Source organism: Pedobacter psychrodurus (genome assembly GCF_032678585.1).
GTDB classification, from domain to species: Bacteria; Bacteroidota; Bacteroidia; order Sphingobacteriales; family Sphingobacteriaceae; genus Pedobacter; species Pedobacter psychrodurus_A.
On sequence record NZ_JAVTSN010000016.1, the window covers coordinates 20,016 to 46,423 of the forward strand.

Annotated in this window: 22 protein-coding genes and 1 pseudogene; 15 read left to right on the forward strand and 8 right to left on the reverse strand. The window is 39.8% G+C overall.

Translation table 11 applies throughout. The features are described from left to right. The first annotated feature begins 74 nt into the window (after positions 1–74). Entirely contained in the window at positions 75–1,376 is a 1,302-nt protein-coding gene (locus R2S57_RS12345; RefSeq protein WP_316845258.1) for a UDP-N-acetylmuramoyl-tripeptide--D-alanyl-D-alanine ligase, read from the forward strand. A 142-nt stretch (positions 1,377–1,518) separates the two neighbouring features. On the opposite strand, the gene R2S57_RS12350 is transcribed toward R2S57_RS12345, so the two are convergent. From R2S57_RS12350 to R2S57_RS12365, 4 genes are all read right to left on the reverse strand, one after another. Further along, positions 1,519–4,377 (reverse strand): TonB-dependent receptor, encoded by a 2,859-nt coding sequence (locus R2S57_RS12350; protein WP_316845259.1) that lies wholly within the window; start codon positions 4,375–4,377, stop codon positions 1,519–1,521. 174 nt (positions 4,378–4,551) lie between these two features. Next, positions 4,552–5,043: a gliding motility lipoprotein GldH gene (locus R2S57_RS12355; protein WP_316845260.1), complete on the reverse strand. Its 492-nt coding sequence runs from the start codon at positions 5,041–5,043 to the stop codon at positions 4,552–4,554. Beyond that, a complete protein-coding gene (gene ricT, locus R2S57_RS12360) occupies positions 5,012–6,514 on the reverse strand; it encodes a regulatory iron-sulfur-containing complex subunit RicT (protein WP_316845261.1) in 1,503 nt (500 codons plus the stop codon). Before ricT ends, R2S57_RS12355 begins: the two co-directional genes overlap by 32 nt. A 1-nt stretch (position 6,515) precedes the next feature. Next, on the reverse strand, positions 6,516–7,664 hold the full coding sequence (locus tag R2S57_RS12365) for a hypothetical protein (RefSeq protein ID WP_316845262.1): 1,149 nt from the start codon (positions 7,662–7,664) through the stop codon (positions 6,516–6,518). A 318-nt stretch (positions 7,665–7,982) separates the two neighbouring features. On the opposite strand from R2S57_RS12365, the gene ruvX reads away from it, so the two are divergent. From ruvX to R2S57_RS12400, 7 genes are all read left to right on the forward strand, one after another. Then, positions 7,983–8,399 (forward strand): Holliday junction resolvase RuvX, encoded by a 417-nt coding sequence (ruvX, locus tag R2S57_RS12370; RefSeq protein WP_025141594.1) that lies wholly within the window; start codon positions 7,983–7,985, stop codon positions 8,397–8,399. A 7-nt stretch (positions 8,400–8,406) separates the two neighbouring features. Beyond that, positions 8,407–9,045 (forward strand): O-methyltransferase, encoded by a 639-nt coding sequence (locus R2S57_RS12375; protein WP_316845263.1) that lies wholly within the window; start codon positions 8,407–8,409, stop codon positions 9,043–9,045. A gap of 78 nt (positions 9,046–9,123) precedes the next feature. After that, positions 9,124–9,801, forward strand: a complete 678-nt coding sequence (locus tag R2S57_RS12380; RefSeq protein WP_316845264.1) for a glucosaminidase domain-containing protein — start codon at positions 9,124–9,126, stop codon at positions 9,799–9,801. Positions 9,802–9,900: 99 nt separating this feature from the next. Further along, positions 9,901–10,743, forward strand: coding sequence for a glucosaminidase domain-containing protein (locus tag R2S57_RS12385; protein WP_316845265.1), 843 nt, complete (start codon positions 9,901–9,903; stop codon positions 10,741–10,743). Between the two features lie 48 nt (positions 10,744–10,791). Next, positions 10,792–11,544, forward strand: coding sequence for a hypothetical protein (locus tag R2S57_RS12390; RefSeq protein ID WP_316845266.1), 753 nt, complete (start codon positions 10,792–10,794; stop codon positions 11,542–11,544). After that, positions 11,541–11,864 (forward strand): hypothetical protein, encoded by a 324-nt coding sequence (locus R2S57_RS12395; protein WP_316845267.1) that lies wholly within the window; start codon positions 11,541–11,543, stop codon positions 11,862–11,864. Before R2S57_RS12390 ends, R2S57_RS12395 begins: the two co-directional genes overlap by 4 nt. A 94-nt stretch (positions 11,865–11,958) precedes the next feature. Then, positions 11,959–12,963 carry a DUF3078 domain-containing protein gene (locus R2S57_RS12400; protein ID WP_316845268.1) on the forward strand — a complete coding sequence of 335 codons (1,005 nt, stop codon included), beginning with the start codon at positions 11,959–11,961 and terminating at the stop codon, positions 12,961–12,963. 8 nt (positions 12,964–12,971) lie between these two features. Here the strand turns inward: R2S57_RS12400 and R2S57_RS12405 are convergent, their stop codons facing one another. Continuing rightward, positions 12,972–13,703 (reverse strand): hypothetical protein, encoded by a 732-nt coding sequence (locus R2S57_RS12405; protein ID WP_316845269.1) that lies wholly within the window; start codon positions 13,701–13,703, stop codon positions 12,972–12,974. Positions 13,704–13,799: 96 nt separating this feature from the next. On the opposite strand from R2S57_RS12405, the gene R2S57_RS12410 reads away from it, so the two are divergent. Continuing rightward, positions 13,800–14,786, forward strand: a complete 987-nt coding sequence (locus tag R2S57_RS12410; protein WP_316845270.1) for an AraC family transcriptional regulator — start codon at positions 13,800–13,802, stop codon at positions 14,784–14,786. A gap of 87 nt (positions 14,787–14,873) precedes the next feature. On the opposite strand, the gene R2S57_RS12415 is transcribed toward R2S57_RS12410, so the two are convergent. From R2S57_RS12415 to R2S57_RS12425, 3 genes are all read right to left on the reverse strand, one after another. After that, positions 14,874–17,297 carry a DUF5916 domain-containing protein gene (locus tag R2S57_RS12415; protein WP_316845271.1) on the reverse strand — a complete coding sequence of 808 codons (2,424 nt, stop codon included), beginning with the start codon at positions 17,295–17,297 and terminating at the stop codon, positions 14,874–14,876. 288 nt (positions 17,298–17,585) lie between these two features. After that, complete coding sequence (locus R2S57_RS12420; RefSeq protein ID WP_316845272.1) at positions 17,586–19,742, reverse strand: M56 family metallopeptidase; 2,157 nt, start codon at positions 19,740–19,742, stop codon at positions 17,586–17,588. Continuing rightward, the gene (locus R2S57_RS12425) at positions 19,739–20,101 is read right to left on the reverse strand and encodes a BlaI/MecI/CopY family transcriptional regulator (protein WP_316845273.1); all 363 of its coding nucleotides are present in this window, start codon (positions 20,099–20,101) and stop codon (positions 19,739–19,741) included. Before R2S57_RS12425 ends, R2S57_RS12420 begins: the two co-directional genes overlap by 4 nt. A 207-nt stretch (positions 20,102–20,308) precedes the next feature. On the opposite strand from R2S57_RS12425, the gene ffh reads away from it, so the two are divergent. The 6 genes and pseudogenes from ffh to R2S57_RS12455 all read left to right on the forward strand — a co-directional run bounded on the left by ffh (position 20,309) and on the right by R2S57_RS12455 (position 26,328). Beyond that, a complete protein-coding gene (gene ffh, locus R2S57_RS12430; protein ID WP_316845274.1) occupies positions 20,309–21,646 on the forward strand; it encodes a signal recognition particle protein in 1,338 nt (445 codons plus the stop codon). A 275-nt stretch (positions 21,647–21,921) separates the two neighbouring features. Further along, positions 21,922–23,460: pseudogene (locus tag R2S57_RS12435) on the forward strand (YifB family Mg chelatase-like AAA ATPase). Between the two features lie 77 nt (positions 23,461–23,537). Then, positions 23,538–24,209 (forward strand): hypothetical protein, encoded by a 672-nt coding sequence (locus tag R2S57_RS12440; protein ID WP_316845275.1) that lies wholly within the window; start codon positions 23,538–23,540, stop codon positions 24,207–24,209. Between the two features lie 17 nt (positions 24,210–24,226). Continuing rightward, positions 24,227–24,856 carry an XAC2610-related protein gene (locus tag R2S57_RS12445; RefSeq protein WP_316845276.1) on the forward strand — a complete coding sequence of 210 codons (630 nt, stop codon included), beginning with the start codon at positions 24,227–24,229 and terminating at the stop codon, positions 24,854–24,856. Between the two features lie 19 nt (positions 24,857–24,875). Beyond that, positions 24,876–25,532, forward strand: a complete 657-nt coding sequence (locus R2S57_RS12450) for a vancomycin high temperature exclusion protein (RefSeq protein ID WP_316845277.1) — start codon at positions 24,876–24,878, stop codon at positions 25,530–25,532. Next, the gene (locus R2S57_RS12455; protein WP_316845278.1) at positions 25,504–26,328 is read left to right on the forward strand and encodes a hypothetical protein; all 825 of its coding nucleotides are present in this window, start codon (positions 25,504–25,506) and stop codon (positions 26,326–26,328) included. Before R2S57_RS12450 ends, R2S57_RS12455 begins: the two co-directional genes overlap by 29 nt. Positions 26,329–26,408 lie beyond the last annotated feature (80 nt).

The following is a 26,408-nucleotide window of genomic DNA, read 5'->3' on the forward strand; positions in this document are numbered from 1 at the left end:
ATTTACCTAATGTACTAATTTTGTTTTTTGTTGTTGCTAAAGCTTAATTTTACATCATATTTTTTACGATAAGCATGATCACAACCGAAAAATTATACCAATACTACCTGGAAAACCCCGTTATTTCTACCGATACAAGAAACATTACACCTGGTTGCATCTTTTTTGCGCTTAAAGGAGATCTTTTTAATGCCAACGAATTTGCGGTTCAGGCCATCGAAAAAGGGGCGGCTTATGCAATTATCGATGAAGAAAAATATGCAGTAAATGAAAAATGTGTATTGGTAGCCGATGTTTTAGCAACGTTGCAGGATCTGGCAAGCCACCATCGCAAACAGTTAAACATTCCCGTGATCGGTTTAACCGGGAGTAATGGGAAAACAACAAGCAAAGAACTGGTCAATGCGGTTTTAGCAGAGCGCTATAAAACCTTTGCCACTTTTGGCAATTTAAATAACCACATTGGTGTTCCCTTATCCATCTTGTCTATTACCGATGATGTGCAGATTGCGGTAATCGAAATGGGGGCAAACCACCAAAAAGAAATAGAACTGCTATGCACCATTGCCCAGCCCACCCATGGCATTATTACCAATGTTGGCATGGCGCATTTAGACGGATTTGGCGGCTTTGAAGGCGTAAAAAAAGGCAAGGCAGAATTGTATGCCTATCTGAAAGAAACGCAGGGCTACACCTTTATCAATAGGGATAATCCATATTTACTCGAAATGAGTACTGTTGCCTGCCTCAATAAACTGATTTATTACGGAACGGAAAACGGCAATACCATAAAGGGTGCATTAAAAAGCAGTGATCCTTTTATTGAAGTAGACTGGACCAACCATGATGTTTCATCATCTGTAAAAACCAATTTAACGGGAAGTTACAATTTCGAAAATATCCTTGCGGCCATCTGCATAGGTGATTTTTTCGACATGAGCCCTGAAGAAATCAATGCGGGTTTATCGAACTATCAGCCTAAAAATAACCGTTCGCAACTTACCAAAACAGAAAAAAATACCGTCATCTGCGATTTCTACAATGCCAACCCCAGCAGCATGACGGCTGCGCTGAAAAATATCGCTGTGTTATCGGCCGATAAAAAGACCGCCATTTTAGGTGATATGTTCGAATTAGGGCCTGAATCGCCTGGCCAGCACGAACTGATCGCCAAACAGGCAAGCGAAAGCGGCCTTGATCAGATTATTTTTATCGGAAAAGATTTTTACGCGTTTAAAGATGAGGTAGAAGGCACCTTTTTCGAAACACCAGCCGAAGCCGCAGCTTATCTGCAGGAAAACCCCGTTCTAAACCATTTGATATTGCTAAAAGGATCACGCGGGATGAAACTGGAAAGTTTGCTGCAATATTTATAGTTAATTAAATTTCTTAGACCAAATACGTCAACTTTATACAGCGCAACCTTAATTAACCACAGATAAAAAGGATGCACACAGATAAAATCCGTGTTTATCTGTGTGCATCTTTGGTTAAAATACTGAAATTGATGACATTCCCTTAAAACGTACAGGCAATTTTACCATATACATATCGGCCACTAAAGCCAAACTGGCTTACCGCCCTTGGATAAAGGAATCTGCCATTTGAAGTATTGTCTAATCCTCCAGAATAATTGCTTGTGGATACACCGCTTAAATTATTTTCATTATCGCGTGGATCGATGTACAATTTATCAGGATAAACATCAAAAATATTATTGGCACCCACGGTAACCGACCAGGTTTTACTCGCCGCATAACTCACCGAAAAATCGGTTACCCATTTCGGTGCAAAGGTTTGATCCAGTTGTGTCGGCAAAGCGTTAGCTGCAATATTGGGATCGATGGCGTTTAAATAGGTTACCTCACCAAATCTTACTGTTCTGGCCACAAATGAGAGTTTATTCACATTGTAAGTTGCGGTAATATTCAGCTTGTTCTTCGGCACCGAACTTTCGAAACGGGAGCGTTCTAAACGATCGAAAAGTTTTGCCTTCAAAGTCGCATCGCTTTCAATTTTATCGGAGCCCTGGATACTTCTCACCACGGTTTTGTTTACATTGCCAGCAACACTTAAAATCAGACTACTTTTTGCACCCAAATTAAACCTGTTGGTTAACACCACATCAATCCCAGCGGTATTGGTGGTTATGGCATTGGTAAAAAACTGCACACTGTTAATTTGTGCCGATGGATCTACAGTATTTAAAATCTGGTTTACTACACCTGTAGGCACTAAAACACCACCAGAACGTTCGCGGGCATATTGGCTTGAGAAAACAATCCTATCCTTGATATCAATATTATAGGCATCGATGGTGAAGGTAAAAGTTTTGGCAATTTTACCGGCCAAACCTAAACTCCCTGATTTCGAAATTTCTGGTTTTAATGCCCCAACACCAAACTGGGCAACAATTGGATTGGCATTATTTACGGTTAAAACCTGGGTTGCATTGGTACCTACAAACTGCGTACTCTCATTGTTAAAATATTGTTGGTGTAAAGACGGTGCCCTAAAGCCTGTAGCATAAGCCCCACGCAGTGAAACATCACCAAAAAGTTTAACCTTACCCGTAAATTTATACGAGAAATTGGAACCGAAATCGCTATAATTTTCGTAACGGCCAGCAGCACCTAAAGTTACCCTTTGTCCAAATTCAGCTTCAAGATCGGCATAGGCGCCCACATTGTGCCGCGATTTGTCCAATGCATTACTGGGTTTAAAACCTGGAAAAACCTGCGCGCCCGAAGCGGTAGGGGAAGTGCCAATCAATCTTCCGCCATTTGAGTAAGATAACAATTCACCCTCTTTAATCTGATAGTTATCTACCCTAAATTCTGCCCCAAAAGCCGTATTTAACGAAGTTAAAAATCCCCCGTCGAAAATGTGTTTTTTGCTAATATCCAGATTGCTTGTGTTTTGTCTGAACAGCAATTCGCCGGCGTAAAAGGAAGTTGGACTTGTTCCGGTAGGCAAGGAGGCATTTACGGTATTATTGATATTAAATGCGATGGTATTCTCCCCGCTAGTATTGCTCAGGTCGTAATCCCAGGTGCCTATTTTACCTCTTACTCCCGCAGAAAATGAATAATCATTGATTTTGGTATCGATGAAAGGCAAAAATCCGTTAGGATAGATGGATAAATCAATCTGCGTAGTTTGGGTAGGCAGGCGATAAAACCCCGCCGCGCTTCCGGTTTTATGTGTAAAACCTGCGGCATAGTACAATTGGGTTGTTTTGCCAAAATTAAACTGTCCGTTTAAGAAACCGCCACCGTTTTTAGAATCGGAGTTCCCCACACGCATATTGTTTCTATCCAGACCGTTTGCTGCTGCCCTGGCATCATCCGCAGCCTTTAAGCTGGCAAAGCGGGCCTGAAAAGCAGCTTCAGTTTCTGTTGCTCCTTTGGTTGGACTTGCAGAATATAATAATGGGCGGGTATCTAAACCACCTCTGTTGGTATAACCTCTCTGAAGGTACTGTGCAGCAAAGTTGATAAAACCCTTATCGTTTTTAAATGCCCAACCCTTGCTAAAATCAACCTGAAAGGTTCTGCCATCACTAAAATCGCGATCTAAGGCACTTGATGAAGATTGGCCAAAGGAACTAGAGAAACTATAAGGTGTTACCTTTTTTAATACAATGTTGATTACACCGGCAATGGCATCTGATCCATACTGTGCCGCCGCACCATCGCGTAATACCTCGATCCGCTCAATTGCCGAAACGGGAATGGAGTTTAAATCGGTACCAACAGAACCACGCCCAAATGTGCCGTTGATGTTAACCAGGGCTGTGGTATGCCTGCGCTTTCCGTTTACCAGTACCAACACCTGATCGGGGCCTAAACCACGTAAAGATGCAGGATCGATATGGTCTGTCCCATCAGAAACCGTTTGCCGGTTGGAGCTAAAAGAGGGCGCCACGAAGTTTAAAATCTGTGTTAAATCTGTTTGGGCAAACACCTTAACATCTTTAGATGAAATCAGATCTACAGGAACCACACTTTCAATATTGGTCCGCGGAGTGGATCTTGATCCGATCACCACCACATCACTTAAGAGTTCTTTCGCATCCTGCAAGACGAAATCCATTGTTTTTACTGTATTGTCTATATCAACAGCTACTTCGGCCGTTTGGTAACCTGTAAATGAAATCCGGATTTTATATGCCCCAGCGGCCGGAAATTTTAAGGCATAAAGCCCATTTCCATCAGAAGAGGTGCCCACTTTTGAGCCAACTACCTGAACGGTAGCACCTGGAATAGCCAGACCGGCAGAGTCAGTAACCTTACCCTTTAAGCCTTGCGCAAATAGTTGGGTAGTGATTAAAAGAAAGAAAATCGGTAGCGAGTTTTTGAGTAATATTTTGATCATAGTTCATAGGTTTATAAACAATAATAACAATTTTATTACAAATATTTATGCAACAAGCCGTTATTCCCGAATAAAATTTCGAAAAACAACTGCAGAAGCAAATAACTGCGCTTTGTTGATCTGGAAAATCGAATTACAGAATGATCGACTAAGAATTAATTATAAAACGGGCGTTTATTGAGCAAATTCAACCAAAACCCCGGCATCACTCACTTCCAAAAGAGGATTATCGCGCATATTCTGTTCAATTTCGATAGCAAACTTGCCATTTTTTGGAAAATGATAACCGGTAAGCATTGGTAAGTTATACGTAAATAAATTCCCCGAACCACTGCCTAGCCATTCGCCATCGTTCTTGGCCAGCTTATATTGATAACGTTTGGTGAGCATATTTTTTCCATCTCTAAAATGGGCAAGAATAAAGATATTGGCGTATTTATAATCCGCAGTATGCCGCAGTTTAAAATAAATATTATAGGCTTTGGTATTATCCTTAATTTCAAAAGAAGTAAGAATATGCCTGCGGTAACTCCATCTTCGATCGGTAATTTCTACATTACTATCAACCACACTCTCCCTACAGCCAACAAACAGTGAAGTCACCAATAAAAAACCAAGCAAAAATAGTTGCTTTTTACTCTGCAGCAGGTTTATTTTCTGAGCCATTGTTATTATTTCGGCGGTTATTGTTTTTCCTACGGTTATTTCTGCTCTTGTTTTTGCTCTGTTCTGGTTTAACACCATCCGCAGAAACCTCTCCATCTGCCTTTGCTAAGGGTTTTGGCCCTTGCTGCTGTGGTTTTGACTTATTATTTTGCGGTTTTGGCCCGTTAATATGCTGAGGTTTTGGCACCGCCTGCTGTTGAGGTCTTGGTCCGTTTGGTTGTGCTTTACCAGCTTGCTGAGGTTTTTGCGACCTGTTGTTTAGTCCTACATTTTTATCTCCAGCAGGAACCCGGTCTCTTCTGTTTTGATTATTGTTGCTGCGGTTATTCTTCTGATTATTATTTTTGTTCTGGTTGTTTTTACCACGCGAACGTTCATCCAAACGGGTTAAACTATCCTGACCAACTACATTTTCATAATCGAAAGATTTCTCTACCACAACTGGCGCAGCAATCTGAACAGCCTCTTCTTTTAAGTTAGGCGCCTTTTTGCCGGCTTTGTTCATCGCCATGATCTCTTTTACGCGGGCAGCTTTAACCGGAATCCAGTTTTCATCGCCCTGGTAACTAAACCACATGATTTTTTTGAAAATATCTGTTTTTTGGTGGCGTGCATAACCCGCCTCAGTATCTAAGTTTTCGATTCTATCCGGAATATCTTTTAAAGCATCCAGATAAGTATCCAGCTCATAGTTTAAGCAACACTTTAACTTGCCACACTGACCAGCAAGCTTTAACGTATTTAATGATAGGTTTTGATAACGCGCAGCAGCTGTTGAAACTGTTTTAAAGTTGGTTAACCAGGTAGAGCAACATAATTCGCGACCGCATGAACCAATTCCGCCTAAACGGCCAGCTTCCTGGCGCATTCCGATCTGGCGCATTTCGATCCTGATGCGGAAACTTTCGGCCATCTTTTTAATCAGCTCGCGGAAATCTACACGACCATCAGCGGTATAAAAGAAAGTGGCTTTGGTTTTATCGGCCTGATAATCCACATCACTGATTTTCATCTGCAAACGGAGATCGAGTGCTAGTTTACGGGCTTTGTGCATGGTTTCCCATTCCATCCCTTTGGCGGCATTCCATTTCTCCACATCAGCCTCTGTAGCCTTGCGGTAGATTTTTTTGGTTACCTGATCCATCGCAGTTTTACGGCGTTTCATCTGGATGCGCACCAATTCGCCGGTAAGCGAAACATGCCCAACATCGAAACCGCCAGTTGGCCCTTCAACCGCAACAAGTTCTCCGATTTCGAGATAAATGTTATCGTTGTTCAGGAAAAACTCCTTGCGTGAACCTTTAAATTTGATTTCTGTAACCTGAAAAGGTTTATAATTAGCAGGCATATCCAAATTAGATAGCCAATCGTGAACTTCCATTGTTTGGCAACCACCGGTGCCGCATGAGCCATTACTTTTGCATCCATTAGGGGTACAACCACCGCCTGTTGAACAACTTCCACATCCCATATTAATTGTATATATATTGAGTCCCCGCAGGGAGCGTTTTAAACTTGATAATTTTTACCAATTGTAAAGATACATCTAAAAACAGAATTTTCGGGTTTGCGTTTCTTTCAATATGGTAATGTGCCTTTTCGAGCTCGCCAATTATGGCCTCTGCCATTTGCAGGGTAAGTACGTGTGTACTCAGCTTTTTTGCCGTTTCGAAGGTCAATGGCGGCAATTTCACCAGTTCTTCGGCACCACTTAAAATCAAACAGCATTCGCGTAAATAATTTACACCATATTTTAAAAAATTCTTTTGGTTTTCTCTTCCCCACTTCGCCGCCTCATCCGTAAACTCGATCAAATCGGGAACTTTATTGCCAAAACCCATCCTCAACCAGGCGGTAAAGGTGCCAGAACTGTCGCTTTGTGTATCAGCAGCCAAAGCTTTGGCTTCAATTAAGTTTCCATCGGCCAAAAAGGAATAATCAATGGCCTGATGTTCGTTTAATCCGCTGCTATTTAATAAAAATCCCGTCACCTCTTCTGATGATAATTTCGGAATTTTCACAATCTGCGTTCTGGATAAAATGGTGGTTAAAATCTGATCCTGACTTTGAGCAATTAAAATAAACAGCGTATTTGCAGGTGGTTCTTCAATTAATTTAAGCAGTGCATTGCCCGCTTTATCCAAATATTCGGGCAGCCACATGATTAAAACTTTGGTTTCGGCCTCAAAGGCCTTATAACTTAGTTTTTTAATAATATCGTGGCATTCGGCAATGTTAATATTGGCTTGTTTGTTGGCCGCATCGAGTTTTGACCGCCAGATATCGATGTCGAAATAAGGATCCTGCATCACCATATTACGCCATTCTTCTAGCACATCTACCGCGATTTTTACGCTTGCTGAGGCAAAAAAGGGATAGGAGAAATGAAGATCAGGGTGAATCAAACGTCCATATTTTCTACAGCTCGAACATTCGCCACAGCTATCATTTTCACCTTTATTAAGGCAATTGATGTATTGTGCATAGGCAATGGCCAAAGGCAGCGCACCAGAACCGGCGGGCGACAAAAACAGTTGTGCATGGCTAATTCGGTTTTCCTTAACCGTTTGCACCAATTGTTGCTTCACTCTTTCCTGTCCGATGATTTCTTTAAACTGCATTTGGTGCAAAATAGTAAATAGATATGAGATTCACAGCCTCGTCATTCTGAACTTGTTTCAGAATCTTTATTTTTTAGATTAAAACGACATTTTATTTATTAGAAAAGCAGGCTCCGGTTTGCTTTTGTTCGGTTCGGTCCCTCTTTCCGCTATATCCCAAATTCAACTAATTTGGGGATGCCGCTGCAATAGGGTTTAGATTGGTCCTGAAGAAGCTTTTTGCCGAAAAAACCCATTTCCTAAAAAACCTTACCTTTGGCTTTTATTTTTTTCAATGGTGTAAACGCCTTACGCCAAACACCAAACGCTTATTTATACATGGCACGGATCCTCGCATTTGATTATGGCACAAAACGCATCGGTATTGCGGTAACCGATCCTTTGCAGATTATTGCAACAGGCCTGGATACGGTGCATCCGAAAGATGTGATCGAATACGTTAAAAAATATATGCTTACTGAGCAGGTAGAGGCCTTTGTACTGGGCGATCCGAAACAAATGGATGGGTCTCCGTCTGATTCGGCTCAACATGTAAAGGGTTTCGCCACGCTGTTAAAAAAGTCGTTCCCTGATATCCCAAGGCATTGGGTGGATGAACGGTTTACCTCTAAACTGGCCCATCAGGCGATTATGCAAAGTGGCCTAAAGAAAATGGACAGAAGGGATAAAGACCGGGTGGATACCATTGCCGCAACCATCATTTTACAATATTTTATGGAAAGTAACCGTTTATAACCAACAAATGAGCCTGATAAACGACGATTTACAAGATTTATTAATTGCCTACTGCGAACCTGAAAGCGAGCTGCTACAGCAGATAGACCGCGAAACCAACCTTAAAGTTTTAATGCCTCGTATGCTTTCCGGTCACTATCAGGGCAGGGTTTTGAGCATGCTCAGCAAAATGGTTTCGCCAAAACGCATTTTAGAAATCGGCACTTTTACCGGTTATGCTACCTTATGTTTGGCTGAAGGGCTAACTAAAGATGGTTTGCTGTATACTTTGGATATTAATGTAGAACTGGAAGATATGGTGCGCAGCCATTTTGAAAAATCAGCATATCACGATCAGATCCAATACATCCTTGGCGATGCTACCGCTACAATAGCCGGTTTAGACGAAGTTTTCGATATTGTTTTTATCGATGCGGACAAAAAAAATAACGGCACTTATTACGATCTGATTTTCGACCGCGTGCGCCCTGGTGGGATTATCATTGTGGATAATGTACTATGGAGTGGAAAAGTACTTCACGAGAAACAAGACAAAGACACCAGAAATATTACTAGTTTTAATGTAAAAATAGCTGCAGATGAACGGGTTGAAAAACTGATATTACCCGTTCGGGATGGTTTGTTTGTGATTAGGAAGAAAGCTTAACATATAGTGGTTAATCGGTTAATTGTTTAAATCGGTTAATCGTACAGTTAACCAATTAAACAATTTGTACAGTTAACCATGACTAAAAAAATCTTTACTTTTTGCTTGCTCCTTTTAACAGGAATTGTCGCAAAGGCGCAAGACACAGAAGAATATATTGCCGAGCATGTAGAATATGCACAGGGTTTAATGCACGATCATAAAATTCCGGCCAGTATTATTTTAGCGGTTGCCATACACGAATCGGCAGCGGGCAACAGCAAGATTGCGCAACACCTCAACAATCATTTTGGGGTAAAAGGGCCAAACAACAATGCCGAAATCCGCTCCTCATACCGCGATTATTTAAATGCGGATGAATCTTACAGCCATTTTGTCGAAATTATGGAAACGCGGGAGCCTTTTAATAACCTTTTTGCAAAATACGATCAATACGATTATCGGGGCTGGGCTAACGGCATCCGCCGCTGTGGGTATGCCAGCAGCAGAAGCTGGGCGAGTCAGGTAATTGGTTTGATCAAAAAATACGAACTCTATCAATACGACGAACGGCCAGAAGGTTACGAAGAACCCGTGTATGCCACGCCAGTACGCCACCGCACAAAAAGCAGAAGAACAAGCAAAACTTATACCGTTAGATCTGGCGATAACCTGGGTGCAATCGCTAAAAAGAAGGGCACTACGGTTAAAGCACTGATGCAGAAAAATGGCATGAAAAAGGTTAACCTTAAACCAGGACAGAGAATTAAGTTTTGAGTTGGGAGTCCCTAGTCTCGAGTCCAAAGCCCAGTTTGCAATTTTCAGTTCACAGTTAACCAATTAAACGATTTAAACAATTAACCATATACACCACCAATGCGTTCATCCAATCATTATATTCTATTAGCGGCAATCCTTGTTTTATTTAGCGCATGCGGTTCGCGGAAGTTTTCCAAAAACAATAAACAGATCGAAAAAGCAGCCAATAAGGCCAATAACAATTCGTACAAAAGTTACAATACTTTAAGTTATATTGATGAATTTAAAGGAGTAGCGGTAGAAGAAATGAATGCAAACGGCATTCCCGCAAGTATTACTTTGGCGCAGGGAATTTTAGAATCGGGTAGTGGAAACAGCGATCTGGCCAAATATGCCAATAATCACTTTGGCATTAAATGTACTTCCGATTGGAAAGGGAAAAATTATTTCCGGGATGATGACCAGAAAAACGATTGTTTCAGGGTATATAAAGATGCACGCGAATCTTTCCGTGACCACTCTGAATTTTTAAAGCGTAAACGTTATAGTTTTCTTTTCCAGCTGGATAAAAACGATTACAAAAGCTGGGCACAGGGATTAAAAACAGCTGGTTATGCCACCAATCCAAAATACCCTGATCTTTTGATCAATACCATCGAAAAATACCAGCTTTATCAATACGATCAATCTGAAAGTGAAAAGCAGAAGATTGCGCGTGAGGATAGGGTTTTTACAGAAATCAATCAGAATATCCCGCAAGAAAAAGCCAAGTTTACCCCTGTTGAAACCCCTCCTCCAGGTGCGAAACCAATTCTTGCTGATGGTACCTATACCGTTGTTAAAGGCGATACCTTATACAATATTGCGAAACGTTTTAATTTAACCGTTGATCAGTTAAAAATGCTGAACGAAATGAGCACTGATGCCATTAAATTAGGTCAGATCCTTAAGGTTAAATAATGTTAAGTACAAACATTGCCTGCCAGATATTTGTAGTTTTGTAGTCTGATGAAATTTATCTTCACCCTTATTTTCGTTTTAGGCTGTTCTACACTGCTTTTTGCACAAACAAAACCTGTGCAGGGTATTGTTATTGACAAAGAAACCAGGCAGCGATTGGCCAAGGTATACATCTACAATATCCGCACGGGCGATGGTTTATACAACAATACCAAGGGAGAATTTAGTACTTATGCGATCCCGGGCGATACCCTGGTTGCCGCTCTGTCTGGTTATGGGGTAGATACCATGGTGTATAAAGGGCAAACGGCGGCTTATTTTCAATTGAAATCGCTGGGAATTAGATTGAGAGACGTGGTTATTCAAAGGAAACGATTAACTCCTCAGCAGCAATACGAGAAAAATGTTCAGGAATACCGCTACCAAACCATGAAAGGCAGCAGTAAAGATCTATTAAATCTGGGTAATGGTGGAGTTGGTTTGGGTATCGATGCCATTTATAATTTATTGAGTAAACAGGGGCGGAATGCCCGTCACCTGCAAAAGATCCTTGAAAAAGATTATCGTGAAGATCTGATCGATTACCGTTTTAATGCCAATTTGGTACGTCAGGTTTTGGGCATAAAAGATGATGAACTGACGGATTTTATGCAGCAATACCGTCCAACATATCAATTTGTATTAGACGCGACGGATTATGCCTTTAATTTATTTATCCGAAATGCCTATAAAAGTTACCGGTTAAACCCGAAAGCCTTACAATTGCCTACATTACCCAAAATAACGATTGAGAAGCTGTGAAAGCGCCAATCCTCATCGTTAAAAAACTTCCGGCAGCCGGCATGGCGCTATTTCCATTTATTCTGCTAAAATCGGCAAGGCTTAAAAGCGATCGGGAGATCATTAACCACGAAAAAATCCACTTACGCCAACAGCTGGAATTGTTAATCTTTCCATTTTACATCCTATATCTTTTGAATTACCTGATTAACCTTTTCAAATACAGAAATCACGATTTAGCTTACCGGAACATCGTTTTCGAAAAGGAAGCTTATGATCATGAAAATGACTTGAATTACCTGAAAAATGGTAATTGGTATGGCTGGATCAAAAAGATCTGAAACTGGGCTTTTCATCTCAATTTCAATTGTCAATCTGACAATCATTTTAGTAAATGCTTTTTATCTCTAAAATTTTTCTTTTTCTTTGTAGGTAATGAAGAACTGTTTAGCTGCCATCATCCTGATTCTAAGTTTCTGCTCTACAAAGTTATATGCACAGGAAATTGATACGATCCCGATCAATACCAAAGACCTGAACATTAAATTGAAACGCAGTCCACTGCCAAGCAGACAGGGCCCCTTAAACTTTGAGCCCGTAAAAATTAAACCTTTGGTTGTAAACGCCAAGATTAATTACTGGAAAACCAGAACCAATATCGGCATCAACGTAAATCAGGCACAGTTTAGCAATAACTGGAAAGGTGGGGGTACAAACTCTGTTGCCGTTGGAGGCTTGGTAAACTGGAAAGCAGAGTACAACAAAAATAGCTATAGCTATGTAAGCGAGCTTGTTTTGCAGTACGGAAAAATAAAAAACAAAGATCAGTTACAAAAGAAAACCAACGACCGTATTTTTTGGGACAATAAGGCTTCTTTTCAATTGTCGAAAAGCTGGTTCTTCTTCGGTTCGGTAAGTTTCGAATCCCAGTTTGATAAAGGTTTCAGATATTATAGAGATGGAAATGGGGACGAGCAGGCGGTTTTAATTTCAAAATTTATGGCACCTGGTTATTTAACAGAATCGATCGGTTTTGAATATAAACCTGTTACCTATTTCTCCACCCGTATTGGTACGGGTACAGCCCGGCAGACCTTTGTGCTCGATACAGCGGTTTACGACAGCAAAAACGAGGTTTATGCGGTTGAAAAAGGAAAAAAGTTTAAAAATGAGCTGGCCTTCCAGGTGGTAAGTGCATTTGATAAAGATATTTTCACCAATACGAACTTAAAAGCCCGTTATGCGATGTTTATCCCGTATAAGGATTTTAAGGCGAGTAAAATTGACCACAGGTTAGATATTGCTTTAACAGCAAAAATCAACCGGTTTATGAATACCAGTTTAACAGGCGTACTATTATTTGATGATGATACCGGTACGAACAAAATACAGGCCAACCAGACGTTGGCCCTGGGTTTTGCTTTTACCTTCCCGAGGTAGCGGTGTAATTACCCGCCACCAACTTTACCAATCTCCCAATAGGGTAGGGTAATAATCTGCTTAAAGTTTACGCCTCTTTGTTTGAGGTACTTTTTAAACTCTTGTACCGATTTGGCCCTGCCTGTTAGATAAAACGTGGCATTTTGCCACATTTCCCAGCAGATGGGGTGCATATTTTCCATCCAGTTAATGGCATTTTTTGCAGGAGCATTCACATCAGCGGGTACGGTATCGATTAATAACTTAAGCTGATCAACAGAACTGAGGTTTTCTTCCTGTAATTCCAAAACACCAAAGTATTCCACATCCTCGTCGATTACTTTTTTCCCTAACGATTCGTATAAACCCAAACTGGTTTCATCACCAAAAAAGAAATGCTGATTCGCTTCTTCATTATACTTCACCTTTGCCCGGTCTACAATGAGCCTTAAAAGGTCACCTTTTTGGATATTTACAGCCAAACTATAGCCTGGCCCCTGTCTGTTGAGATAGAATATCACTTCGCAGGTTTCGTTCACTTCATCAAAGCCAGATAGGGTATAATGCCTGTATTCATTGGCATTTACCCTAAATAACACTTCGTTTCCGGGTACAAATTTGGCGTCGAAAAAATCTCCTTTGAAAGTAACACACTTTAAGTTGCTGCTCAACATTTTAGTTTCTACAACTTCTACTTGATATATTTTATTGCTGATCACTTTTTCCATTGTGTTGGCCAGCCATGAAGGTAATTTAGGCATCGTATTCTTTTGTTTAGTAACTTTGAACAAAAGTAGTTGTCTAACAAACGGATCTTTTTATACCAAAAGGATTAAAGTTTATATCAAAAGGATTTTATGGCCTTAAACATTTATGATGGCGACGAGAGATATTATATTGTAGGGAACACAATCGACAATATTGCCCTAAATCAGGCATTGGTAACCGAGCGGAGAGATAAATACAGCTTTCCTTTTGGTGATGCTGAGATTGTAGAGATCGCTTTTTCTGGTATTTACATTGTTTACGGCGATATGCTTGTGAAAAAGAGCCGCCTGCGCATTAAATCTTTTGATGAGCCTGATATGGTAGAGCTTCATTTTTCGATTACAGGGGGTGGGATCATGGAAAACTACCTCACCAATAAACGCCTGGATATCAAAGCCAATCAGCACAATATTATCTATAGTCCTGATTTTGACGGGATGGCCGAGTTTACAGGGGGCGTTACACATAAATTTTTTGAGGTAAATTTCGAAAGATCACGTTTTATCGATTTAACCAGCGAGAGCAGTATCCTGTTAAAGAATTTTGCCGAAAACATCATGAATAACCGTTCGGTGGAAATCTCTTCAGAAAACCTGCCGATCAGCCTGGCCATGCACAGTTGCATCAACGATATTATGAACTGCCATTTTACAGGCGGGTTAAAACTGTTGTTCCTTCAATCTAAATGTTTGGAGCTTTTGGCCCTACAGGCACAGGCATTTGAAGAGGCGGCTAAGAAAACTGAAAGCCCTTCCCTTAAACAATATGATAAAGAGCGTATTTATTATGCCAGAGAATATCTTTTAGCCAATGCAAACCACCCTCCATGTTTAACCGAACTGGCCAAAATTGCAGGCATAAACGAGTTTAAACTGAAACATGGCTTTAAAGAAGTGTTTAAAAATACTGTTTTTGGTTATTTAAGCGATTACAAACTGATGCGTGCCAAAGAATTGCTGGCCGATAACAGTAAAGACATCAAGAACATTTCCGACGAACTGGGTTATTCTTCTGTTCAACATTTCAGCAATGCCTTTAGCAAGAAATTTGGGATCAGTCCGGGGAAAGCGCGTTGAGTTTGAGGTTTAGGGTTTGGGGTTTGAACGTCTGTATTAGCCTATGGTTTAAACCCAAGGCTAAGAATATTTAGCCTAAATGCAATATTAAACCTTCTTCCTTTTTTTCTTCAGATCAAGATAATCGACATAATACAAAACCTTTACCGAAAGACTGTTATTCTGCGGGGCATTTAAAATTCCGCTCAGGTTTTTATTGTAGCGCTGTGTATAAAAATTATCGGAGGTTTCTGCAGCATCTTTATAAGAAACAGATAACGTGCTTCCAGGTGCAAACTGCCAGGTGTAGATTAAATCGATGTTGAACACATTATAGTTTCTGTCCAGTCCGTTTAACGGCGCTCCGTTATAACCGGTCAAATTCCCATCGGGTTTAAGCAGGAAAAATTCTTTATTTCTTCTGTCGCTCCAATAATGCCTCAACACTACCGTAAAGCCCATTAAATTGGTAAAAGTATATTTTGCATCAAAGGAGTTTTCCACCGTTCTACGGTCGTATCTAGAGAAAATCGCTTGATCGCCCTGTGCCTTTACCCAGTTTACATAATTGTAGTTCGGATTAAAATTAAGATCCAAACCAAAAGCGATTTTATCATTTAACCTCAGGTTTTGGAAAAAGTAAAAGTTGTATTCTTTACCCTTAAAAAGCTCTTGTTCCCTGTAGCGTATGTTTCCACCAAAATTGTAAGCCTTGGCACGGTTGGGGTTAATGTATAAAACAAAACTATAACTTTGGGGCGCCTTATATACCTGCCCGTTTCTCGATTCGTAGAAATCATTTTTTGCGGCTGTGTAAATACCATTTATTTCTGCCGACCAAAGGTTTTTGAATTGAACATAAGGACCGCCTTCTACAGAAAATGTTTGAAAGCTGCCCGGCATCGCTCTGCGCGAGTATAAAACATTAAAATAGCTAAGTAACTGATTGTACCAACTGCTTGGTTTATAAACGTTGTAATGGAAATCTGCAACCTGATCTAAAAAGTTGTTATTGGTAAAAAAGCCTAAATCAGAGGGATCGAATTTATCATCGGCATATTGCTGCGAATAACTCCAGAGAAAATTACCACTCTGTTTACCAAACTTAAGTCCATAACTATATCCGGTACTGGTTTCTTTACCCTTTAAATAGCTCATTTTGCCACTTCCGTTGACAAAATATTTATTGCCCTTATTGTTCAGGTTAAATAGTAAAGCAGTTACGTTGGCATCGTAAGCGGTGCCTTGCCTCAACACATTGGTGTTGATAAATGTTGCAGAACTATTGTTTTTTAAAGACTGATCGAAAACCAAAATATTATAGTTGGTAAGCGGTTGGGTTTCTACTTCACGGGTATTGCCCTGCGCATCCTCCACTTCGGTCTGCATGCCGTTGGTTATCGCATTAAAAATTCCGATCCCGAGTCCTTTTGCCGTACGCCCCGAAATTTTTGTGGCATTAAGCACCTTGGCTTCCGTTTGATCTTTTATAATCTTGTCGCCGTTGCCCACTCCACTGTAATCATAGAAAGAAGGGATAGAACCGATACGTTTCGAATAAAACAAATCTCCTTTATTAAAAAGCTCCGTTCCTTCAGTAAAAAATTGCCGGTTTTCGTTAAATTTCACTTCGAAAGGGGTGAGGTTTAATATCCGGTTATCAGATTGTACCTGACCAAAATCGGGCACCAAAGTCATATCTAAGGTAAAACTGTTATTGATTCCGTATTTCACATCCATCCCCCCGTTAAAACGTGAAGTTGTATTTTTTACGCCCAGCAAATTAACCGGATAATGGTTTACATAAGCCGAAATGTATGGCGAAAAGGATAACCTTAAAGGTGGTTTAATATCTTTAACGCCCATCCAAAGCCCTTCCTGATTGATAAAACCGTTTACTTTAGGATCAACAAAATTCCAAAAAGTTTGTGTATTGCTCCGTTGTATGCGCCTGCTAAAATTCAGTCCCCAGTTCTGAATATCCTTACCCGAAAACCGTAGCGCCGAATAAGGGATTCTCATTTCGCAAGTCCAGCCTTTATCGTCTAATTTAACCGCGCTCTCCCATACCGCGTTCCAGTTGGCATCTTCATCACCAACCTGCGAGTATTTGGCATCAAACTGCACACCTGCCGCCGTTACAAAAAAGCCATTTCCGTTCATCTTATCATAAAATGGATCTACAATAATCGAAATGAAATCGGCATTACCAATATTATCCCTCGAAACCAGTTCGTGCGATACACTGTCGGGATGATCGTACATGCGGGCGTAAACATAAATCGCAACATCATCATAAATCACCTTCATTTCGGTACGGCGGTCATGGGTTTCAATTTTTCCGGGGTTTGGCTTATTTTCAATAAAATCGGTAGCAACAGGCACATTATTCCAGCATTCTTCATCTAAAATACCATCAATCTTAGGGATCTGGAAGGTTCTTTTGGCATTCAGTTGCTTTTGTTTAGCAATGTCCTGGGCAGAACAAAAAGCACAGATAAACAGGAAAAAAATTGGGATGCAGCGTTTCATTGGTTTAGGTTAATCAGGTATAAGACCGTGCCGAAATTAAAATGTTGCATCAAAACGTAAATATAACCTTCGGGTTTATTATATCGATTATGCTACATTGTTGTAAACGGGCTTTCGTTGCCCCTCAATTTACCTGTTTGGGTAAAGGCAATAAAAAGTCGTTTCGCTTAATACTAAGCAAACAAAAGTTCCAGGAATGATTGGGTTTGTTATTTTGAGAAAGATAAAGCCAAACCAATTATTTTTGGCACCAAGGCACCAAAAATAATTGGTTGGTTTGTGGTTTAACTAATCTATAGCAAGTACTTTCATTTTGATATAATCCTCTATGGAATTATAATTGTGGCCTTTTTTCTTCATGGAGGCAACATATACAGGAGAGGTTCCGGTGGCTTTTGCCGAGATGATATCATCGACACTTAAATCTTTGAAGCCTAGTTTTTTAAACTCGCTAAAATCGGAAGCAGCTACGCTTAAAGATTTTAAAGATATAATCTGATCAGCTGTTAAGCCCGTTAGACCAGCGGTTTTAAAGCTTGTAAAATACGCTGGAGTAACACCCAACGATTTCATGGCAATCAGATTATCGTCAGAAATCTTTAGCCCCTGATCCGAAAAACCTGCATAATAATCGGCGGTTATGCCCAACGATTTCATGGCGATCAGATTATCTTCAGAAACCTTTAAACCAAGGGCCGAAAAGCTTTTGGCATAATCAGGGCTAATGTTCATTACTTTTCTGGTAATCAGCCTATTCAGTTTTTCATCCTCATCAGTATCTTCATTTGTATTTTTCTGAGGAGTTTTACCCGATTTAGCTTTTGTTGGAACTGTTTGTACAATCGCAGCTCGGCTTTCTTCATCAGCCGATTTTGCATTTTTCAGGTACTCGCCCGTGATGCCCTGCGATTTAAAGGTGATCATTTTATCGGCTGTTATTTTGGTAAAACCAGCTTCTTTGATGCCTTTTACAAAATCAGCATCCACATTTAAGGCTTTTAACGGGATCAGCTCGCCCAGGGTTACATTTGTTAATCCTGCAGTTTTTAAAGATCTGATGTATTCAGGAGTGACATTTAAAGCTACTAATGGAATCAGGTTATCTTTAGAAATATCATCGTAACCCAATGCTTTTATCCCGGCAACGTAGTTTCTCTTTACATTGATCATGAAAAATACCAGGTTATCTTTTGCCTTGATGTTCGTTACGCCTTCTTTAGTAAGGAAATTGGTAAAGTCTGCATTAGAACCAAATTTGTAAGTACCCATGCCGGTATTGTTTTCGAATTTGCCCTTAAAGTTCATGGTACCGGCATCGCGGCTCACCGAAAATGTCCCTTCGTTTCCTCTCGGCAGGTTTTTAAGTTCAGTCAATGAAAAAGACTGACTGCTGTTGTTGTTTTTCCCGTCTTCGTCTGATTCGAAACGGATGTTTACCTTATCTCCATTGATGGTGGCAAACCAGGTGCCATCGTTATCCATCAAATTAAATTTTTCGCCCTTTTTTGCCTGACTATCATTTTTTCCATAAGCCACTGGCTCATTCAGGAAAGCGGTAAATATTAAAAACAAGGGTACAATAAAGAGGTATTTCCAGGTAGAATTTACGTTTGATTTTTTTGCGTTCATCATAACTAATCTTTTTTTAAGGATGGATTGATTGTAATTAGTGGTCAAACTGGCTGGAAAATGTGGCGCCGACACTTTTACCAGGCTCATTTGATAACTCGCTGGTTCTATATTAGAACTTGCCAGCAGTTCATTATCCGTCAAAAACTCGAGGTTGTCTTCCATTGCCCTCCTGTACATCCAGGCAAAAGGATTAAACCACTGAAAAACCAAGGCCAGTTCGGCGATTAAAATATCATAGCTATGCCCTTGCTGGATATGGATTTTTTCGTGCAGGATAATTTGGTTGTAGGTATCCCAATCGTATTTTTCGGGATTGATAAAGATATTGTTGGCAAACGAGCAAGGTGCCTGGTTGCCGGCTAGTTCAACAATTCTGAAACGGCCATCAATAATTACAGGTCTGGAATAAGCACGATAGAGCAAAACACAAAGCTGAAAAACAAAGTTGATCGCAAATACAATTACCCCCAACCAATACGCCCATAAAACCAGCTTTAGGATAGCAATATCTTTAAAAAAAGAACCCTTTTGCTTGTTTTCCATGCTGTTTACTGCTTTAACCCTTGGCTTTTGCTGAGGTACGTCTACCGCAGTTGCTATTGGCTCACTAATGGTAAGAGGCACTTCTACATTTGCTTTTCTAAATGACAGTTGCGCTGGCACAGGCAAAAAAGGCAAGCTAAAAGACAGCACCAAACAAATTAGCAGCACATACCTGTTTAACGGAAAAAAGGTTTCATTTTGCAATAAAAGCTTGTAAAACACCAGGCAGCCTGTCAAAATTAAGGCAACACTCAACACGTAGAACATCATGGTTTCTTTGTTTTAATGAGGTTAACAATTTCAGTTAATTCGTCTTCTGATAAATTTTGTTCTTTGGCAAAAAAAGCCAGCATACGTGGATAAGAATTGTCGAAGTATTGGCTTACTACATCCTTTAACGCGTGTTTTTGGTATTCTTCCCGCCCAATAACCGGAAAATAACAGAACATGTTACCGATTACGTCATGACCTAGAAATCCTTTTTCCTCCAAAATTTTTACCATCGTAGCAACACTGTTATAATGGGGTTTAGGCTCTGGCAACAAAGGGATAATATCCCTGATAAATGCTTTCTCTACATCCCAAAACACCTGCATAATTTGCTCTTCTCTTTTTGCTAGTTTAATCATGTTGTAAAAATTGATAAACAAACATACTACTAATTTATTAATAGCAATACTAATCGATTAGTATTAAAGTAACTTTTGCGTTACTTTTAATTTTTAAATGACTATATTTTTAATAATCAGGCTTTAAAATTGCCGTTTAATTACGATTGAACTCTCTTTTAGGCAAAAAAACAATATCTTTGCATTTACAAAAATTTGTACCCAATTATGTTTGATAATTTACAGGACAAGCTAGATAGAGCATTTAAAGTATTAAAAGGACAAGGCAGCATTACGGAAATCAACGTGGCAGAAACCATGAAAGAGATTCGTAAAGCGTTATTGGATGCCGACGTAAATTATAAAACAGCAAAAGCATTTACCGATGATGTGAGACAAAAAGCGTTAGGACAAAATGTACTAACCGCTGTTTCGCCAGGACAATTGCTTACCAAAATAATGAACGATGAACTTGCAGCCTTAATGGGCGGCGAGGTTACAGAGTTAGATACCAAGGCAAATCCTACCATTATTTTAATTGCAGGGTTAAACGGTGCGGGTAAAACTACCTTTGCTGGTAAATTGGCATTGCACTTAAAAGGCAAGGGTAAAAAACCTTTATTGGTTGCCGGCGATATGTACCGCCCGGCGGCTGTAGATCAGTTAGAGGTTTTAGGAACCTCGGTTGGTGTTTCAGTTTATGCTAACCGTGCATCAAACGATCCTGTTGGCATTGCTTTAGAAGGTATTGAACATGGTAAACAAAATGGAAATAACGTCATCATTATCGATACGGCTGGTCGTTTAGCGATCGACGAATCTTTAATGAACGAAATATCTGAAGTTAAGGCCAAAACTCAACCACACGAAATTTTATTCGTAGTGGATTCGATGACTGGTCAGGATGCGGTAAATACAGCCAAAATATTTAATGATCGTTTAGATTTTACTGGTGTTGTTTTAACCAAGTTAGACGGTGATACCCGCGGTGGTGCAGCCCTTTCGATTAAATCGGTGGTTAACAAACCGATTAAATTTATCGGTACCGGCGAGAAAATGGAAGCACTTGATGTTTTCTATCCAGACCGTATGGCATCGCGTATTTTGGGTATGGGTGATGTGGTTTCCCTTGTTGAACGTGCACAGATGCAGTTTGATGAGAAAGAAGCAGCAGAACTTCAGAAGAAAATCCGCAAGAACAAATTCGATTTCAACGATTTCTACAACCAGATTCAGCAGATCAAGAAAATGGGTAACATGAAAGATTTGATGGGCATGATTCCGGGTGTAGGCAAAATGATGAAAAATGTGGATATTCAGGATGATGCTTTTAAATCAATAGAAGCCATTATCAACTCGATGACCCCATTTGAGAAAGAAAATCCAGATAGCATCCAACAAAGCCGTCGCTTGCGTATTGCAAAAGGTTCGGGCAGCAAAGTGGAAGAAGTTACCAAGCTGATTAAACAGTTTGAAGATATGCGTAAAATGATGAAGCAGTTTTCGAACCCAGCAGCCGCAGCAGCAATGATGAAAGGTATGCCTAAAATGCCGTTTGGCAGATAGTTAGGACGGTTTAGGGTGGAGGGCGTAAGGCGTAAGGTCAACAACCCGAGAATATAGTCCCGATCAGCAATGGTCGGGATTTTTTGTTTTCATAGATTTTAGATTGAGTGTTGCCGTTTCATAGAGAAAGCAGGTTATCTAACAGCGATTGTTGAAAACGGCACGTTTAGCGCTTATGCTGACTAAAATTTGATCATTATCTAAACAATCTCTATATTAGTCATCAACATTCATCCCGAATAGTTTACATCCCTATTTATTTTAATTAAAAATTAATGCTTGTAAAAACATACGGGAGTGCTGTTTATGGTGTAAATGCACTAACCATAACAATCGAAGTGAATATTAGTGCAGGTACCAAATACTACATGGTAGGTCTGCCTGATAATGCCGTAAAAGAAAGCTTGCGGCGTGTAGCCAGCGCCATTAATGTTTCGGGCTTTCGAATGCCCAAGCAGAAAATCGTAGTCAATTTAGCACCTGCCAACCTTAAAAAAGAAGGCTCCTCTTACGATCTGCCAATCGCGATAGGTATTTTAGCGGCCTCAGGGCAAATCCCCAATGATGAACTGGAGAACTACTTTATCATGGGCGAGCTCTCTTTAGATGGAAGTATCCAGCCCATAAAAGGGGCCTTACCGATCGCCATACAAGCACAACAAGATGGTTTTGAGGGTTTCATATTGCCTAAACAAAATGCTCGTGAGGCTGGCGTGGTAAGCGGTTTAATTGCTTATGGTGTAGAAAATCTGGCCCAGGTAGTGGCTTTCTTTAATAAAACGGAGCCACTTGAACAGGTTCAGGTGAATATCCAGGAAGAATTCTTTAAAAACATCAATAATTACGAACACGATTTTGCGGATGTTAAAGGACAGGAAAATATTAAAAGGGCATTGGAAATAGCCGCAGCTGGTGGGCACAATGTTATTTTGATCGGTCCACCTGGCGCCGGGAAAACCATGCTTGCCAAACGGCTTCCAACCATTTTACCCCCGCTAAATTTAACAGAGGCTTTGGAAACCACAAAAATCCATTCCGTTGCCGGAAAACTTTCTGCTGCCGATGCTTTAATGACCGTACGCCCATATCGCTCGACCCACCATACCATTAGCGACGTTGCGTTGGTGGGCGGTGGAATTAACCCGCAACCCGGCGAAATATCTTTAGCACATAACGGGGTGTTGTTTCTAGATGAACTGCCAGAATTTAAACGTACTGTTTTGGAAGTGATGCGGCAACCTTTGGAAGACCGCAAAGTGGCCATTGCAAGAGCAAGATTATCGGTAGAATATCCTGCCAGTTTTATGCTGGTGGCTTCGATGAACCCATGTCCATGCGGCTTCTAAAATCATCCTGAAAAAGATTGCGTTTGCGCACCCGGGGTTGTTCAAAAATACCTGAGTAAAATATCAGGGCCACTCTTAGACCGGATTGATCTTCATGTAGAAGTTACACCGGTTAATTTTACAGAATTGGCTTCCGCCCAGGAAGCAGAAAAAAGTGATGAAATCAGGGCCCGGGTAATTAAAGCCCGGGAAATTCAGGATATCCGTTTTGCCGATAATGAAGATTTACATTATAATGCGCAAATGAGTCCTAAAATGGTGCGTAAAGTTTGTCAGGTCAGTAACGAAGGAACCGTCCTCCTAAAAACGGCGATAGAAAGGTTAGGGTTATCTGCCCGGGCCTACGACAGGATTTTAAAGGTAGCCCGGACCATTGCCGATTTAGCGGGAAGTGAAAATGTAGAACTCGAACATTTAGCCGAATCGATCAATTACAGGAGTTTAGACAGAGACGGTTGGGCGGGTTAAACGCCTTGGAAAAAATTGATGGTTATTTATTTGTTATCTTGATAAACATTAAGTTTATTGGTAGGCAAATATCATCTATGAAAAAATTACCGCTCTTGTTTATTGGTGCCTTAATCACCTCATTCAATGCTTTCAGTCAAACATTCGCTGATTTCGCTCCAGCCAAAAGCTATAAAATGGTTACCGAAACCAAAGGCGACCTCGATAAAGATGGTATTGACGAAATCGTTTATGTTTTTGATACAGATAAACCTGACGGGAAAAACGGATTAAAAAGAATCCTTTATATCTGCAAAAGGATTGACGGTAAAATCAAACTATGGAAAAGTAATAGCAGTATTTTAAGAAGTAATCAGGATTGTGGCTTTTGTATCGATGCAGGGGTAAATCTTTCGGTAAAAATCAAGAACAATACACTCCTAACCGAACAGAGTTTTAACCACAACAGCAGGCATTTTAGCACCTGGAAAAATGTTTACCGTTATCAAAATGCAGATTGGTATCTGATCGGCTCTACCTACGATGATTACGATACCTGCGATTTTGACTATAAATACGATATTAATTTCTCTACAAAACAAGTGAGTGTTGCCTATACTTATGGCGATTGCGATGATGGCAAAAAGATACCTAAGGATAGTTTTTATAACTTTAAATATCCTTTTAAGGCCATTCCTAAAATGGATGGTTTTATACCTGGTCAGATCGAATTAAAAATCCCGGCAAACGGTAAATATTTCTATTACTAAGGCTCACCAAACTTACCATGAGAAAGATCTTTTTTTTATCCTTTATATTCCTCACTAGCCATTCGTTTGCCCAAAAAATATTCCATCAGCCCAATGCAAAAGGCACCTGGCAATACATTTATCCCTTTAAAGACAAAAGTTATGTACTGGCCATACAACACCTCATCATTGAGCGGGAATCTTTTGACGATATCCGGAATGCCAACATCTACTTTGGTAAAAGCAGTAAAAACGCAGATAAAATATTTTGGAAGGAAAACATTGATATGCGCCAGATCACCGACAATATTACTTACGAAGATTATAACAACGATGCCATAAAAGATCTGTTAATTTTCGAAGATACCGGTGCAAGGGGAGGAAATTCTTTCTATAACCTTTACCTCATTAATCCCAAAAACCATACCTTAACCAAAGTAAAAGATTTCGACAAAATTGTTAACCCTAGCTACAACAAAAAGTACAAGATAATTGTGAGTTATGGTTTAACAGGCACCAATTATTATCAGTTGTACAGGCTCGATAAAAAGCTTACGCCATATGAAATTGGGGATTCATTTGAAGACACCGAAAATTTAGATCTGGATAAAAAAATTACCTCTATCTTAAAGAAAGGCAATAATCTAAAACCACAGTTCAAAAGATAAACCATTAGCGCATCAAAAAATGAATATTAAAAAAATCATAAAATTACTATTCTTCGCCTTCATTTTAGGGCTTATTGTCGTCTTGGGGATAAACTTGTTAGTAAAACACCAGACAGATCCGGTGATTTACTCAAATGAGCAAGATGCACCAAAAACCAAAGTGGCCATTATTTTTGGAGCAGGCATAAACAACAATAAACCGAGCAAATACTTAAAAGACAGGCTTGATGCTGGCATAAAACTCTACAAAAATCATAAGATTGATAAAATTCTGCTGTCGGGAGATAACGGTAGTGATGCACACGACGAATTAACCGTAATGAAACTCTACTGTTATGAACATGGTGTTGATACCAATAAAATTTACCTTGATTACGCTGGTTTCGATAGCTACTCTACGCTGTACAGGTCAAAATTTATTTTCAAGATTGATACCGCGATCCTGGTATCGCAAAAATATCATCTCCATAGATGTATTAACATTGGCAATAAACTGGGTGTGAAGTCTTATGGTTTTGCAGCTGATCAGGGAACATACCAGGGCTTCAAATATGTTTCCTTTAGAGAATATTTTGCTGTCGTAAAATCGGCAATCGATCTGATGATTGGTAGAAAACCTCATTTTTTAGGCGAAACCGTAAATATTAATGGCCCATCTAATTACACCAAAGAATAACATGAAATATCTCGTTTGCTTATTCGTTTTATCACTTTTTGCCTGTAACCCTATTCCAAAAAAAGATAGCCATCCCGAGGTGCCCTATTTAAGTGATTTACTAAAAGACAGTAGTAAATTTAAAAAAATTGCAGGAGCAGATCAGGTAAAGGAAATTATGTTCCTGAAAAACGATAGAATAATGCTGATACCAAATCAAAGTGGTTTGGCTTTTAAAATTATCGATGCAAACAATAATGTTATTCTCGAGGAAGTATTCGATTGGAAACTCCCGTTTTATATCGATAAAGAAGGAAACTTATATTTTAACCGGCAAAAATATTTCTTCCCCGATTACAAAAAACATGAGGACTTTAAAACGGTGGTGATTCAAGATAGTCTGACAGCAAAATCGGCAGCACTACAAAACTTAAACGATAGCTTAAGTACTAAAGCCATTGAAGAATACAATATAAAATTACAGGCCAGGTACGGTTTAGAACCTTGCGAAAATATTCCGCTAAAAAGTGGTAATTGTGATGTTTTCGAGATTATAAACGGAGCTTTGGTAGTAAGACAACCCGACCTTTTTAAAAATGACTTTGCAAAGGTCGCAGAAGAAGTTGCAAAATTCGACGATGATATTTTGATCAGGTGGGACAACGGAAAGCTACCCAACCCGGTATATCTGTCTTATTATCAAATGCAGAACCAAAAATTCAAATGTAACGCGATGACTTTTCCAAAGTTGATTGGCTTGAGTGGAAAAAGTTATCTCTATGCTGCAAATGTTGGACTCTATCAGTTGCGAAATTAAACAAGTTCTTTTAAACTGAACAGTTTTACAGTCCTAAATCTTTAAAACTATCTCTCAAATCAGCAATTAAAAAAAATTAA